This is a genomic window from Rhizobium sp. 05N430 (assembly GCF_056396985.1).
In genome coordinates this window covers 71,218-85,294 of sequence record NZ_JBFTMO010000007.1, presented here as the reverse complement: position 1 = coordinate 85,294, position 14,077 = coordinate 71,218, and the positions used below count along the sequence as shown (strand labels likewise).

The window sequence follows — 14,077 nt, the reverse complement described above, 5'->3', positions numbered from 1 at the left end:
TGCCAGTTATTATTTTACCGGAAATCCGGAGGACTGGAATGGCCTATCTTCTGCAGCAGCTGGCGAATGCGGTGCCTCTTGCGGCACTCTACGCCGCGCTGGCCTTCGGCTATGCGATCGCCTTCGGCGTCACCAAGCGTGCCGACATCACCTATGGCGCGATGTTCGCCTTTGCCGGGCAGATGCTGCTGCTGTTCACCGACTTCGCCTATAATCGCCTCTGGCTGATCCTGCCCGCGGCGCTGGCGATCGGCGTTGCCATGTCCTTCGTCTATTCGCTGCTGACCGGCTTCTGGATCGGCCGCAGCATCATGCAGCCGCTGGTGCGCCGTTCCGCCAACACCGTGATCGTCGCCGCGCTCGGTGTCACCATCCTGTTGATGGAAACGGCGCGGCTGGCATCGGAGACCCGCGAGATCTGGCTGCCGCCGCTGCTGAATGGTACCGTGGTGTTCTGGAGCGATGCGGCCTTCAAGGTGACGCTGACCTATATCCAGCTGGTCAATACCGGATTGATGATGCTGCTGATCGCGGTGGGAACGCTAATCCTGCGCCGCACATCGCTCGGGCGCATCTGGCGGGCTGTCACCGACGATCCCATGGCCGCAGAACTCTGCGGCACCAGCGCCAGCAAGGTATTCCTTGTCGCTTATGTCGCCGCTGCCTTCGTGGCGACGGTCTGCGGCATCCTCACCACCTTCTATTACGGCTCGATGGATTTCGGCGCCGGCCTGCTGTTCGGCCTAAAGGTGCTGATGATTTCGGCTGCAGGCGGCTATTCCGATCCGCTGAAATCGGCGGGCGGGGCAGCGGGCATCGGCTTTGCCGAAACCCTCTGGACGGCCTACGGCCCGTTTCTGTGGCGCGACTTCGTCGTCTTTTCGCTGCTGGTTTTCCTTCTGGTCATGAGCAGGCGCGAGCGGGCGATTCCCTAGAGACGTTCAGGCCCAGTCACTTCCACTTGTCGCGGGCGGCATCGTCACCGTCCTTGGCGGCGATCCATTCGCCTGTCTTGCCGTCCTCGCCATGCTCCTTCTTCCAGAAGGGTGCCGACGTCTTCAGGTAATCCATGACGAAATTGGCGCCATCGAAGGCGGCCTGCCGATGTGGGGCTGCGGCGATGACGAGAACGATATTCTCACCGGCGGCGATCTTGCCGAAGCGGTGAATGGCGGTCAGGCCTTTGAGGGCGAAGCGCTCGATCGCGAGATTGGCAATCCGCGCCATCTCGGCCTCGGCCATGCCGGGGTAATGTTCCAGCTCCAGCGCCGACAGCGTCCCGCCTTCGTCGCGGCAGAGGCCGGTGAAGGTGACGATGGCGCCGATGCCGGGTTTACCCTTGGAGAGGAGGTCGAGTTCGCGCTGCAGCTCGAAGTCGTCGCGCTGGACGCGGATGGTAGGGGAGGTGGTCATTGGTGCAGTTCTCGCCTTGATCCGCTGGACTCGCCAGATTCTCCCTCATTCCTGTGCTTGTCACAGGAATCCAGCCACCGCGCGTCTGCGCGGTGAATGACTCCGAACGAAGACAAATGTCTCTCGCGCCCAAGGACTTGGGCGCACTGGATTCCTGTGACAAGCACAGGAATGAGGGGGAGATTGGGGTGTGCGATCCTGCCCATCATCAGCTTTCCGGGTGCGAGCAGTCGTCGCTTCTCACCCACCCGTCATCGGCGGAAAGATCCCGATCTCGCGAGGCGTGCCGATCGTTTCGTCGTGCTCCACATGCTCCTGGTCAAGCGCTACGCGGATGACGTTTTCATATTGAAGCGCGGTCTCATACTCTTCGCCCAAGCCTTTCAGATGACTCAGAAGATCGGCGACGGTGACGACGGAGGCGGGGAGATCGATCTCCTCCTCGCTCTTGCCGATCCGCTCGCGCACCCAGGCGAAATAGACAAGACGCGTCATCACTCTTCGTCCACGATATGCTTCAGGCCGGCGCGGAAATAGTCGTAGCCGGTATAGATCGTCAGGATGGCGGCAACCCAGAGAAGGCCGATGCCGATCTGCGTCGTGTAGGGCAGGACAGCGTCACCGGCCGGCCCCGCTAGCAGGAAGGCGATGGCGACCAGTTGCAGGGTCGTCTTCCACTTGGCGATCCGCGTCACGGGAACGCTGACCTTCAGCGCCGCCAGATACTCGCGCAGCCCGGAGACCAGGATTTCGCGGCACAGAATGATGATTGCCGCCCAGATAGACCAGCCGGCAATCGTGCCGTCGGCGGCAACCAGCAGCAGGATCGAGGCGACCAGCAGCTTGTCGGCGATCGGATCGAGCATGCGGCCGATATTCGACGTCTGGTTCCAGATGCGCGCCAGATAGCCATCGAGAAAGTCGGTGACCGAGGCGATGACGAAGATCCAGAAGGCGACCCAGCGGGCGAGATCCGAGCTCTGCAGCCGTCCCTCGACGAAGAAGCAGATGACGATCAGCGGTACCGCAAGAATGCGTCCGTAGGTCAGCAGGTTCGGGATATTGTATGCGCGCGATGCCATGAATCTGTTCTCTGAAATGATGTGCCCGTAGATGACGGCTTTGGCCCTCGACCGTCAACATTCTTTCTGGTTTTCGCTGCCCTTTGCGTGGAATTTGCGACCGTGACAGCCTATTTCGCGGCGTCGTCGTGAAAATGATTGTACACCACCTTGGCCACTGCCTCCGAAATGCCCTCGACCGCCATCAGATCGGAAAGCGCCGCGCGCGAAACGGCCTTTGCCGTGCCGAAATGCTGCAGCAGCGCGCGTTTGCGCGAAGGCCCGATGCCACCGATTTCGTCCAGCGGGTTCTTGACCATCTCCTTCTTGCGCCGCGCCCGGTGCGAACCGATCGCGAAGCGGTGCGCCTCGTCGCGCATGCGCTGGATGAAATAGAGCACCGGATCGCGCGGCGGCAGCGAGAAGCTTTCCTTGCCCGGCGGAAAGAAGCGTTCGCGGCCGGCTTCGCGGTCGACACCCTTGGCCACGCCGATGGCGATCACGCTGTCGGTGATGCCGAGTTCTTCGAGGATCGCCCTGACAGCCGTCATCTGCCCCTGACCGCCGTCGATCAGGATAACGTCGGGCCAGGCCGGGAAGGGCATGTCGGCGGCGTCGATCCCTGCGGCAACGGGCTGCGAACGATCAGGAATCCCTTCTTCCTTGATCAGCCGCGAGAAGCGGCGCGTCATCACTTCCTTCATCATCCCGAAGTCGTCGCCGGGCGTGATGTCGGTCGATTTGATATTGAACTTCCGGTACTGGTTCTTCACGAAACCCTCAGGCCCCGCGACCACCATGCCGCCAACGGCATTGGTGCCCATGATATGCGAGTTGTCGTAGATCTCGACGCGCTGCGGCACATAGGGAAGGTTGAAGGTGGTCTTGAAGCCATCGAGCAGCCGTGACTGCGATGCGGTTTCGGCGAGCTTGCGCCCATGCGCCTCGCGGGCATTGCCGACGACGTGATCGACCAGATCGCGCTTCTCGCCGCGCTGCGGCACGAGGATCGAGACCTTGTGCCCGGCCTTCTCGCCGAGTGCGGCGGACAGGAGCTCCATCTCATCGACGGTTTCCGACAGCATGATCTGTTTCGGTACCGGCTTGTCGTCGTAGAACTGCGCCAGGAACGCGCTCAGCACTTCGGCGCTGGTCAACTGCGGGTCGGCCTTCGGGAAATAGGCGCGGTTGCCCCAGTTCTGTCCGGTGCGGAAGAAGAACACCTGGATGCACGAAATCCCGCCTTCGTGGTGGATGGCGAAGACATCGGCCTCGTCGACACCGGCCGGGTTGATGCCCTGGTGGCTGGAGACATGCGATAGCGAGGCGAGGCGATCGCGATAGACGGCGGCGCGCTCGAAATCGAGATCCTCGGCGGCGGCGTTCATGGCCTCCGCCATATGCGCCTTCACCTTCTGGCTTTTGCCGGAGAGAAAGTCCTTCGCCTCCTGCACCAGCTCACCATAACCTGCATCGCTGACCTCGTGGGTGCAGGGACCCGAACAGCGCTTGATCTGATAGAGCAGACAGGGACGGGTACGCGTCTCGAAGACGCTATCGGTACAGGTGCGGATCAGGAAGGCGCGCTGCAGCGAATTGATCGTCCGCCCGACGGCACCGGCAGAGGCGAAGGGGCCGAAATACTCGCCCTTGCGGGCACGTGCACCGCGATGCTTGAAGATCGCCGGTGCCCGGTGATCGCCGGTGATCAGGATATAGGGAAACGACTTGTCGTCGCGCAGCAGCACATTAAAGCGCGGCCGCAAGCGCTTGATCAGATTCGCTTCGAGAAGCAGCGCCTCGATTTCGGTGCGGGTGGTGACGAATTCCATATGGGCCGTCTGGCGGACCATCTGGGCGATACGGTTCGAGTGGACGCGCCCCATCGCATAGTTGCTGACGCGCTTCTTCAGGCTGCGCGCCTTGCCGACATAGAGCACGTCGCCATCGGCATTAAACATGCGATAGACACCGGGGCTGTTTGGCAGCCGCTTGACGAATTCGCCGATCAGCTCCTGGCCGGTCAGACCGGTTTCGTTGATACCGCCCTCGTTCCAGTCCATATCGGCAGAGATCGGCGCGGCGGAAGGTTCACCCTCCACCTCGATATCGTCATCCGTTTCGTCAATCTCGTCATAAAGAACACCGCCATCCGGCAGCTTCTTGGCATTCATTCCTTGATCTCCAGCACATCTGGCGTCTGCCACGCGAGATGCTGGCCGCCGTCGAGTGCAATCATCTGGCCTGTGACCGAGGGCGTTTCGAACAGAAAACGAATCGTTCGTCCGAATTCCTCCAGTTCAGGACCCCTCTTCAAGATAAGGGCTGCGACCTGCGCTTGGAAGTCTTCTTGCAGCTGACGTTCGCTTGGAATCGACGGCCCGGGGCCGATGGCATTGACCCGGATGCGCGGCGCCAGCGCCTGGGCCATGGTTTGCGTCGCCGTCCAGAGTGCCGATTTCGACAGCGTATAGGAGTAGAAGCTCGGCCGGAGCGCCCAGACGCGCTGGTCGATGATGTTGACGATCAGTCCATCGGCAGCCTGCGGCAGCTGCTCGGCGAATTTCGCAGCCAGAATCGACGGCGCCCTGAGATGGACGGCAAAATGCTCTTCCCATATCCCGGCATCGAAGGCCCGCAGCGAATCCTCGTGGAAAATCGAGGCGTTGTTGACGAGCAGATCGAGCGGTCCAAGCGCGTCGGAGGCCTTTTGAATCAGCTTTTCCGTCTCATTTATTTTTGTGAGGTCGCCCTGGACCGCAACGGCCCGATGACCGCTTTGCCGCAATTCCGCCGCAAACTCCTCCGCCTCGGCGAGCGAGCCGTTGGCATGGATGGCAACCGAAAAGCCGTTATCTGCCAAATCCTTGGCAATGGCGCGTCCTATTCTTTTGGCTGCACCCGTTATCAGGGCTGCCCTAAGTCTCTTCTCGCTCAAAAGCTTGCCTTCTTAACCCGTGAGTCTAGGTGCTTCCTATATAGGGGCGGGTACACATTAGATAAATAGGGTGCCGCGATTGCGTTGTGGGTGGCGATATTCTATGTATTATTTGAGAATATATATCAGTAAAATAAGTATTCATGATTTAACCATTCGTTATGGTTAACAAATAGTCTGTTGCGCTATAGCAACATCGAATTTCAGCCACCCCGCCGCCACAATCATTTCACAATTTGGCTCTTTCAAATCCGCAATTGGGCTCCACTTTCACCCTCGATCCGAGAGGGACATCTAGTAATTGCTCGCGAATGCTTCGGTGTAAAACAGTTGACGAAGAGCGCGAGACTGAAAGGAGACAAGTATGCGTACACTCATTGCTAGCCTGATGGCTTCTGCCTTCGTCGTAGCCGGCTTCACCGCTGCAAACGCTGCCGATGCAGTTGACCAGGTCCCGGAAGCTCCGGTAGCCCAGAACGAGCCGGTTACCCCGGCCGGTAACTGGGAAGGCTTCTACCTCGGCGGTGCAGGCACCTACAACATGGGTGACTTCAACAACAGCCGCAATGGCTACGCCATGGGCGGTCAGCTTTACACCGGCTACAACTGGCAGGCTGGCCAGATCGTTTACGGTGTTGAAGCCGACCTCGGCTATTCCGGCCTTGATCACTCGGCTGGTGGCATCACCGAAAAGAACCGTTTCAACGGCTCCGTTCGTGGCCGCGTCGGTTACGACCTGAACCCCTTCCTGCTGTACGGCACGGCCGGTCTGGCTGCGACCAACAACAAGGTTAGCGGCCTCGGCGACTCCGACAGCAAGATGGCTTACGGCTACACCGTCGGCGTTGGTGCAGAAGCTTTCGTCACGAGCAACATCACGGCTCGCGTCGAATACCGCTTCAGCGACTACCAGGACAAGGACTACAATCTGGGCGGCACGAACGTATCGCGCGGCTACGACGAACAGAGCGTCAAGGTCGGTATCGGCGTGAAGTTCTAATCAGATCATCTGATCAACGAAAAAGCCGGGGTTTTGCCCCGGCTTTTTTGTGTCTGGTTATTGCGGCTTGAAATCGGAATAGGTGGGGAATTTCTTCTCGAAAGTCCTCAGCCAGCCGATCAGTTCCGAATGATCGGCCTCCCACTGTCCCTTGAAGCGCAGATCGAGATAGCCGATCGTCGCGGCAAGAGCGAAATGGCCGCCATGCAGCTTCTTGCCGAGTTTCGGCGGATGGGCGCTGATATGGTTCAGGCCGCTGACGGCCTTCTTCCACTGCCGGTCGATCCAGGGTTGGTGGATTTTTTCCTCATCGCGGAAGCGGCGCTCATAGACGATCGCCAGCAGGCAGTCGCAGATGCCGTCGCAGAGCGCTTCGAGGATCTCGGCCTCGGTGCGCTTGCCGTTCTTTTCCGGATAGAGCTTCCGTTTCTTCAGCCGGTGGAAATAGTGCATGATGGCGATGCTGTCGAACACCGACGTGCCATCGTCTRTCAAAAGCGTCGGGATCTTTCCGAGCGGATTGTTATCGACGAGGATCGCCGGACCGGCATTGGTATCGACGCGAATCTCGGTGACATCGAGCTCGAGATAATGCGCCGCCATGCGCACCTTGCTGGAGTAGGGCGATGTCGTGGCGCAAAGAAGCTTCATGTTTCACCTATCGAAATGCGTTGGCGCGGCGGACTATTCCGCACGCCACTGTCATGGTCAATCGCTCCCGGCGGCCTTGTCCTCGCCGCGCAACCAGAAGGCACGGTGTGACGCATAGCGGTCCTGAGCCATGATATCCTTGAGGGCAGGGAGCATGCGGTGCAGCTCGTCCTTCAGCGTGAACGGCGGATTGACGATGACCAGCCCCGAGCCGGTCAACCCGGTGATGCCGCGGTCGCTGCGCACGCTGAGTTCGGCGCAGAGAATCTTCGGAATGCCGGTCGCCTGCAGTGCCTCGTGGAATTCCTTGACCGGTGCGCCCTTCTTCAGCGGGTACCACAGGCAGTAGGTTCCGCCCGGAAAACGGCGATAGCCCTTGACCAGTCCATCGACCAGCCGGTCGTATTCGCCATCCTCTTCGAAGGGCGGATCGACCAGAACCATGCCGCGCTTTTCCTTCGGCGGCAGATGCGCGCCGAGCGACAGCCAGCCGTCGAGCTCGGTGATGCGAACGTGATGATCGCCTTCGAAAAGGCGGTGCAGCCGCGCGAAATCCTCGGGATGCAGCTCCATCGCCGACAAGCGATCCTGCGGCCGGAACAGCATGCGCGAAAGCTTTGGCGAACCGGGATAATAGCGGATACCGCCGTCAGGATTGAGCTCGCGAACCGCCGAAAGATAAGGCTCCAGCAGTTCGGCGACCTGCGGATCCAGATCGGCTTCCATGAGTTTGCCGATGCCGGTCTGCCATTCGCCGGTCTTCTGCGCCTCTTCAGAAGACAGGTCGTAAAGACCGATGCCGCCATGCGTATCGAGCACGCGGAAGGCTGCGTCCTTCTTCTGCAGATAGCGGATCAGCCGGGCCTGGACGGCGTGTTTCAGCACATCGGCAAAATTGCCCGCATGATAGATATGGCGGTAGTTCATCGTTGCTGATGCCTGTCATGAATTCGCCTGATCGGCGCACTTTCCGGCTTTTGGCCGCTTTCCGGTTGGCATATAGAAATCACATGAACATTGCGACCCCCATTCACGCCAAATCCCGGGTCGGGCACACCGCCTGTCCCCACGACTGTCCCTCCACCTGCGCGCTGGAGGTCGATATCACCGACGACGGCCGGATCGGGCGCGTGCGCGGCGCGGGCGATCACAGCTACACGTCGGGCGTCATCTGCGCCAAGGTGGCGCGCTATGCCGAGCGGCTCTATCATCCGGACAGATTGATGCACCCGCAGCGCCGCAAGGGCGCCAAGGGGGCGGGGAGCTGGCAGCAGATTTCCTGGGACGACGCGCTGGATGAAATTGCCAATGCCTTCGTGAAGGCGGAAGCCAGGCATGGCAGCGAAGCGGTCTGGCCCTATTTCTATGCCGGGACGATGGGCTGGGTACAGCGCGACTCGATCGAGCGTCTGCGCCACGCCAAGCGCTATTCCGGCTTCTTCTCGTCGATCTGCACCAATCCCGCCTGGACCGGCTTCACCATGGCAACCGGTACGCTGCGCGGCCCGGATCCCCGCGAGATGGCCCGCACCGATTGCGTCGTCATCTGGGGCACGAATGCGGTCGCGACACAGGTCAACGTCATGACCCACGCGATCAAGTCGCGCAAGGAACGCGGCGCCAAGATCGTCGTCGTCGATATCTACGACAACCCGACGATGAAGCAGGCAGACATGGCGCTGATCGTCAGGCCCGGCACCGATGCCGCACTCGCCTGCGCCGTCATGCATGTCGCCTTCCGCGACGGCTATGCCGACCGGGCCTATATGGCGAAATTCGCCGACGATCCCGCCGGTTTCGAAGCGCATCTGAAGACCAAGACGCCGGAATGGGCGGCTGCGATCACCGGTCTGTCCGTCAACGAGATCGAGGCATTCGCGGCCCTTGTCGGCCAGACAAGGAAGACCTTCTTCCGCCTCGGCTACGGCTTTACCCGCCAGCGCAACGGCGCGGTCGCCATGCATGCGGCCGCCTCGATCGCCACTGTGCTGGGCTCCTGGCAATACGAGGGCGGCGGCGCCTTCCATTCGAACAGCGATATCTTCCGCATGAACAACGCGGAACTCACCGGCAAGTCGATGAAGGATGCGGATATCCGCATGATCGACCAGTCGCAGATTGGCCGGGCGCTGACCGGCGATGCCGTGGCGCTCCGCCATCGTGGCCCGGTGACCGCGATGCTGATCCAGAACACCAATCCCGTGAATATCGCCCCCGAACAGCGCCTCGTGAAGCAGGGCTTTGCCCGCGACGATCTCTTTGTCGCCGTCCACGAGCAGTTCATGACCGATACCGCCGAGATGGCCGATATCGTCATCCCCGCCACGATGTTCGTCGAACACGACGACATCTACCGCGCCGGCGGCCAGAACCACATCCTGCTCGGCCCCAAGCTGGTCGAGCCGCCGGAAACCGTGCGCAGCAACCTCTTCGTCATCGAGGAGCTGGCAAAGCGCCTCGGCGTCTCCGATCGCCCGGGCTTCGGCTTCACGGCGCGTGATATGGTCGATCGCGTTCTGAAGGACAGCAATCTTCCCGATTACGACTATTTCCTCGAACACAAGTGGTTCGACCGCCAGCCGGATTTCGACGACGCGCATTTCCTCAACGGTTTCGCCCATGCTGACGGCAAGTTCCATTTCCGTCCGGACTGGGTGAACGGTGCCGCACCGAACAAGCCGCCGGCAGCCGTCGGCGCCCTTGGCCCGCACGAGGAGCTGCCGCAATTTCCGGATCAGGTCGATGTCATCGAACTGGCCGATGCCGAGCATCCGTTCCGGCTCGCCACCTCTCCAGCCCGCAACTTCCTGAATTCGAGCTTCGCCGAAACCAAGACCTCGCGGCAGAAGGAGGGACGCCCGGAACTGATGGTCAATCCTGAGGATGCGTTGGCGCATGGCCTGCAAGCCGGGGACCTCGTCCGTATCGGCAACACCAGAGGCGACCTGCGTATCCACGTGAAGGTCACCGAAGAGGTGAAGCCCGGCGTTCTTATCGCCGAGGGACTGTGGCCGAACAAGGCGCATGTCGATGGCGAGGGCATCAACGTGCTGACCGGCGCCGACCCCGTCGCGCCCTATGGCGGCGCCGCTGTGCACGACAACAAGGTCTGGCTACGCAAGGACGCCGCATGACGAAATTCGAGAAGGCTGGCGCGAAAATCGTCAACGAAACCGTGCTGTCGCGGGGCTGGACCAAGCTTAGCGCCTACAAGATCGATTACACGGACTCGGACGGTGTTACCCACCGCCTCGACCGCGAGGTCTATCATCGCACGCCTGCCGCAACGATCCTGCTCCATGATCCCAAACGCGGCACCGTCGTGCTTGTGCGCCAATACCGACTGCCGCCGGATCTCCACGGCGAGGCACCCTTCATGTTCGAAACCCCGGCCGGTCTGCTGGATGGCGACGAACCGGAAGCGGCGATCCGCCGCGAAGCGATGGAAGAAACCGGCTTTCAGGTCCGCGACGTCCGGTTCCTGTTCAAGGCCTATAGCTCTCCCGGTTCCAACAGCGAAGTGGTGCACTTCTTCGCCGCCGAAATCGACACGTCGGACCGCGTCTCCAATGGCGGCGGACTGGCGGAGGAGCATGAGGATATCGAAGTGCTGGAAATCCCGCTCGATGATGCGCTTGTTATGATCGGAAGTGGCGAAATTCTGGACATGAAGACGATCATCCTGCTGCAATGGGCGGCGATGAACAGAGAGACGTGGCGTTAGCCGGAAAATAATGGCGCGCTCCGGCGTTTCATCCGCCTGTCACGAATCCGGCCTATGCGCTGCGGTTTGTCCCCGCCTTGCCCCAATCAGGAGAAAACCATGTGGCTCAGTAATTTCACGCTCGTCCTTCCCGGTGAAATCATTAGCCAAGGCTCGGTGCGGGTCGAGGATGGTGTCATCGCCGAAATTCGCGACGAGGCTGTCGCGGGTGCTGCCATCGATGGTGGCGGACGGTTTCTGATGCCGGGTTTCGTCGATCTGCATGGCGACATGATCGAGCGCGAGATCGCGCCGCGTCCGAATGCGATGATGCCGATCGATTTCGGTATCCATGAGCTCGACAAGAAGCTCGCGGCCGCAGGCGTCACCACAGCCTATGCGGCGATCTCCTTTGCCACCGAAAGCGTCTACGGCCACGTCCGTTCGCTGGAAACGACCTCCGCCGTCATCGAAGGCATCAACCGGCTGCGCCATTCGCTGCTGATCGACCACAAGGTTCACGCCCGCTACGAGATCACCAATGTCGGCGCTGCTCCGGCGCTGGAGAAGCTGCTCGCCGCCGATCAGGTCGATATGGTGTCGCTGACCGACCACACGCCGGGGCAGGGGCAATACAACAATATCGAAGCCTATGTCACCAGCATGTCGGAGCGCCGCGCCATCACCAGGGAGATGGCGCTCGAAGTCGTCCAGAAGCGCATCGCCATGCGCGAGGATCCGGCAATCGACGTCAAGCTGCGCGAGATCGTCGCGCTTTCGCTGCGCCACAAGCTGTCGCTCGCCTCGCACGATGACGACAGCGCCGCCAAGGTTGCCGAAATGCATGATCTCGGCGTGACGATCAGCGAGTTCCCGGTGACGCTCGATGCCGCCGAGGAAGCCCGCCGTCGTGGCCTGTGGACGCTGATGGGCGCGCCGAACGCGCTCCGCGGCCAGTCGATGTCCGGCAACCTGAGCGCGCTCGATGCCGCAAGCGCCGGCCTCTTGTCCGTTATCGCTGCCGATTACCACCCGGCCGCATTCGTCCCTGGCATCTTCAAGATCGCCGACGCGATGGAGGGCAATCTGCCGGCAGCGGTTGCCATGGCAACGTCGAACGCGGCGCGTTCTGCGGGCCTTCTGGATCGCGGCGAGATCGCCATCGGGCAGCGCGCCGATCTGGTGGCGGTGGAGAAGGGCGATGTGCACCGCATCCGCGCCACCTTCCGGGCCGGACAGTTTGTCTATAGCGACGGGACGCTGCATCCGCTTCAGGCGATTGCGGCCTGAGGGTCTGCAGCAGGCCTCCCGACAGGTGAAGAAGGGCGCCTTATCCAGAGGCGCTCACTCCACTCGCACCCTCATTCCTGTGCTTGTCACAGGAATCGAGTGCGCCCCAGTCCTGGGGCGCGGGAGACTATTTTGAAGGGTAGTGAGTCATTCACCGCGCGGACGCGCGGTGGCTAGATTCCTGTGACAAGCACAGGAATGAGGGAAGGGGCGGGAGCGTTGGCGCAAAAGTAGCTGCCGTGTGAGACTAAGCCTCCGCCAATCCATCAAATCAGCGAAATCACCCGATCTGTCCCCGCCGAAGCCGTACTACCGCTCCCCACAGCCTTGCCGCCTTCCATCCGCACCTTGCCCTCGGCAAACAGGCGGAGCGCCTGCGGATAGAGCTGGTGCTCAACGGTCAGCACGCGGCCGGCCAGGGCATCCGCGGTATCGCCTGATAGCACCGGTACAGCCGCCTGGCCGATCACCGGGCCTTCGTCCATGCCTTCGGTGACGAAATGCACGGTGCAGCCGGCAACCCGCATGCCGGCGTCGATGGCGCGCTGGTGGGTGTGGAGGCCCGGGAAGAGCGGCAGCAGGGAAGGGTGGATGTTGATCATCCGGCCCTCGTAACGCTGGATGAAGGTGGCGCTCAGTAGGCGCATATAGCCGGCGAGGCAGAGGATATCAGGGGACAGCGTGCCGAGGGCTTCGAAGATCGCCGCCTCGTGGGCTTCCTTGCTGGCATAGTCCTTGCGCACGAAAGCGAAGGTCGGGATGCCCTCGGCGGCCGCCTTGGCGAGGCCGCCCGCATCCGCCTTGTCCGAGACAACGCCGACGATCTCGGCCGGAAAGTCCGCAGCCTTGGCGGCCGCGACCAGCGCCATCATGTTGGAGCCGCTGCCGGAAATGAAGACGACAGCGCGTTTGCGCGGTGTGCTCATAGGCCGAGCATACCCTGATACTGCGTGCCATTGGCGCCATCGGCGCGGGCAATCATCCGGCCGAGAACGACGATCTTTTCGCCTTCGGCTTCGAGGGCCTTGGTGACGGCTTCGACGTTTTCAGGCGAGACAACGGCGATCATGCCGACGCCGCAGTTGAAGGTGCGCAGCATTTCCTTGGCTTCGACGCCGCCGGTCTTGGCGAGCCACGAGAACACGGCCGGAACCTTCACGGCAGACAGGTCGATCTCGGCAGCCAGATGCTTCGGCAGCACGCGCGGAATGTTTTCCGGGAAGCCGCCGCCGGTGATGTGGGCGAGCGCCTTGATCGCCTTGGTCTCGCGGATCGCCTTCAGGAGCGGCTTCACATAGATGCGGGTCGGCGTCAGCAGCGCTTCGCCGAGCTTCTTGCCGTCGGCAAAGGGTGCCGGTGCATCCCAGCCGAGGCCGGAAAGTTCGACGATCTTGCGCACCAGCGAAAAGCCGTTGGAATGGACGCCCGAGGAGGCGAGGCCGAGAATGGTGTCGCCTTCGGCAATGTCGCCAGCCGGAAGAAGTTCGCCGCGCTCGGCAGCGCCGACGGCAAAGCCTGCGAGGTCGTAGTCGCCGGAGGAATACATGCCCGGCATTTCGGCGGTTTCGCCGCCGATCAGCGCACAGCCTGCATCGCGGCAGCCGGCGGCAATGCCTTCGACGATCGCCGCACCCTGGTTCGGGTCGAGCTTGCCGGTGGCGAAATAGTCGAGGAAGAACAGCGGCTCGGCGCCCTGGACGACGAGGTCGTTGACGCACATGGCGAYGAGGTCGATGCCGACGGTGTCGTGATAGTCGGCGTCGATGGCGATCTTCAGCTTGGTGCCGACGCCGTCATTGGCGGCGACGAGGACCGGATCCTTGAAGCCTGCGGCCTTCAGATCGAAGAGGCCGCCGAAGCCGCCGATCTCGCCGTCTGCGCCCGGGCGGCGCGTCGAGCGCACGGCGGGCTTGATCTTCTCCACCATCAGGTTGCCGGCATCGATATCGACGCCCGCATCGCTATAGGTCAGGCCGTTTTTTCCAGACTGGCTCATGCTGATCTCCGATGGCTGGTTCAGG

The 14,077-nt window shown here is 61.6% G+C and carries 14 protein-coding genes; 5 read left to right on the top strand and 9 right to left on the bottom strand.

Features of this window, described 5'->3' with window-relative positions; translation table 11 throughout:
• The first annotated feature begins 38 nt into the window (after positions 1-38).
• Positions 39-935 (top strand): ABC transporter permease subunit, encoded by an 897-nt coding sequence (locus tag AC1DJO_RS16240; RefSeq protein ID WP_477971737.1) that lies wholly within the window; start codon positions 39-41, stop codon positions 933-935.
• 16 nt (positions 936-951) lie between these two features.
• On the opposite strand, the gene AC1DJO_RS16235 is transcribed toward AC1DJO_RS16240, so the two are convergent.
• The 5 genes from AC1DJO_RS16235 to AC1DJO_RS16215 form a co-directional block, all read right to left on the bottom strand.
• Entirely contained in the window at positions 952-1,413 is a 462-nt protein-coding gene (locus tag AC1DJO_RS16235; protein WP_477971735.1) for a molybdenum cofactor biosynthesis protein MoaE, read from the bottom strand.
• Positions 1,414-1,653: 240 nt separating this feature from the next.
• Positions 1,654-1,908 (bottom strand): molybdopterin converting factor subunit 1, encoded by a 255-nt coding sequence (gene moaD, locus AC1DJO_RS16230; RefSeq protein ID WP_477971733.1) that lies wholly within the window; start codon positions 1,906-1,908, stop codon positions 1,654-1,656.
• Entirely contained in the window at positions 1,908-2,495 is a 588-nt protein-coding gene (pgsA, locus tag AC1DJO_RS16225) for a CDP-diacylglycerol--glycerol-3-phosphate 3-phosphatidyltransferase (RefSeq protein WP_112389555.1), read from the bottom strand. Before pgsA ends, moaD begins: the two co-directional genes overlap by 1 nt.
• Positions 2,496-2,605: 110 nt before the next feature.
• On the bottom strand, positions 2,606-4,648 hold the full coding sequence (uvrC, locus tag AC1DJO_RS16220) for an excinuclease ABC subunit UvrC (RefSeq protein ID WP_477971731.1): 2,043 nt from the start codon (positions 4,646-4,648) through the stop codon (positions 2,606-2,608).
• The gene (locus tag AC1DJO_RS16215; protein WP_310298191.1) at positions 4,645-5,412 is read right to left on the bottom strand and encodes an SDR family oxidoreductase; all 768 of its coding nucleotides are present in this window, start codon (positions 5,410-5,412) and stop codon (positions 4,645-4,647) included. Before AC1DJO_RS16215 ends, uvrC begins: the two co-directional genes overlap by 4 nt.
• A gap of 364 nt (positions 5,413-5,776) precedes the next feature.
• On the opposite strand from AC1DJO_RS16215, the gene AC1DJO_RS16210 reads away from it, so the two are divergent.
• Positions 5,777-6,412 carry an outer membrane protein gene (locus tag AC1DJO_RS16210; protein WP_112389558.1) on the top strand — a complete coding sequence of 212 codons (636 nt, stop codon included), beginning with the start codon at positions 5,777-5,779 and terminating at the stop codon, positions 6,410-6,412.
• Between the two features lie 57 nt (positions 6,413-6,469).
• Here AC1DJO_RS16210 and AC1DJO_RS16205 read toward each other — a convergent pair whose 3' ends face one another.
• Both AC1DJO_RS16205 and AC1DJO_RS16200 read right to left on the bottom strand, forming a co-directional pair.
• On the bottom strand, positions 6,470-7,063 hold the full coding sequence (locus AC1DJO_RS16205) for a glutathione S-transferase (RefSeq protein WP_477971729.1): 594 nt from the start codon (positions 7,061-7,063) through the stop codon (positions 6,470-6,472).
• Between the two features lie 57 nt (positions 7,064-7,120).
• Positions 7,121-7,990 (bottom strand): 23S rRNA (adenine(2030)-N(6))-methyltransferase RlmJ, encoded by an 870-nt coding sequence (locus AC1DJO_RS16200; protein WP_477971727.1) that lies wholly within the window; start codon positions 7,988-7,990, stop codon positions 7,121-7,123.
• A gap of 83 nt (positions 7,991-8,073) precedes the next feature.
• Between AC1DJO_RS16200 and AC1DJO_RS16195 the strand changes: the two genes are divergently transcribed.
• From AC1DJO_RS16195 to AC1DJO_RS16185, 3 genes are all read left to right on the top strand, one after another.
• A complete protein-coding gene (locus tag AC1DJO_RS16195) occupies positions 8,074-10,197 on the top strand; it encodes a molybdopterin-containing oxidoreductase family protein (protein ID WP_477971725.1) in 2,124 nt (707 codons plus the stop codon).
• Positions 10,194-10,787, top strand: coding sequence for an NUDIX domain-containing protein (locus tag AC1DJO_RS16190; protein ID WP_477971723.1), 594 nt, complete (start codon positions 10,194-10,196; stop codon positions 10,785-10,787). Before AC1DJO_RS16195 ends, AC1DJO_RS16190 begins: the two co-directional genes overlap by 4 nt.
• A gap of 99 nt (positions 10,788-10,886) precedes the next feature.
• Positions 10,887-12,056 (top strand): alpha-D-ribose 1-methylphosphonate 5-triphosphate diphosphatase, encoded by a 1,170-nt coding sequence (locus tag AC1DJO_RS16185; RefSeq protein WP_477971721.1) that lies wholly within the window; start codon positions 10,887-10,889, stop codon positions 12,054-12,056.
• A gap of 266 nt (positions 12,057-12,322) precedes the next feature.
• Here the strand turns inward: AC1DJO_RS16185 and purN are convergent, their stop codons facing one another.
• Together purN and purM are read right to left on the bottom strand one after the other, a co-directional pair.
• Positions 12,323-12,982, bottom strand: coding sequence for a phosphoribosylglycinamide formyltransferase (gene purN / locus AC1DJO_RS16180; RefSeq protein ID WP_477971719.1), 660 nt, complete (start codon positions 12,980-12,982; stop codon positions 12,323-12,325).
• Entirely contained in the window at positions 12,979-14,052 is a 1,074-nt protein-coding gene (purM, locus tag AC1DJO_RS16175) for a phosphoribosylformylglycinamidine cyclo-ligase (RefSeq protein WP_477971717.1), read from the bottom strand. The genes purN and purM overlap by 4 nt, the downstream gene beginning before the upstream one ends.
• Between the last annotated feature and the right edge of the window lie 25 nt (positions 14,053-14,077).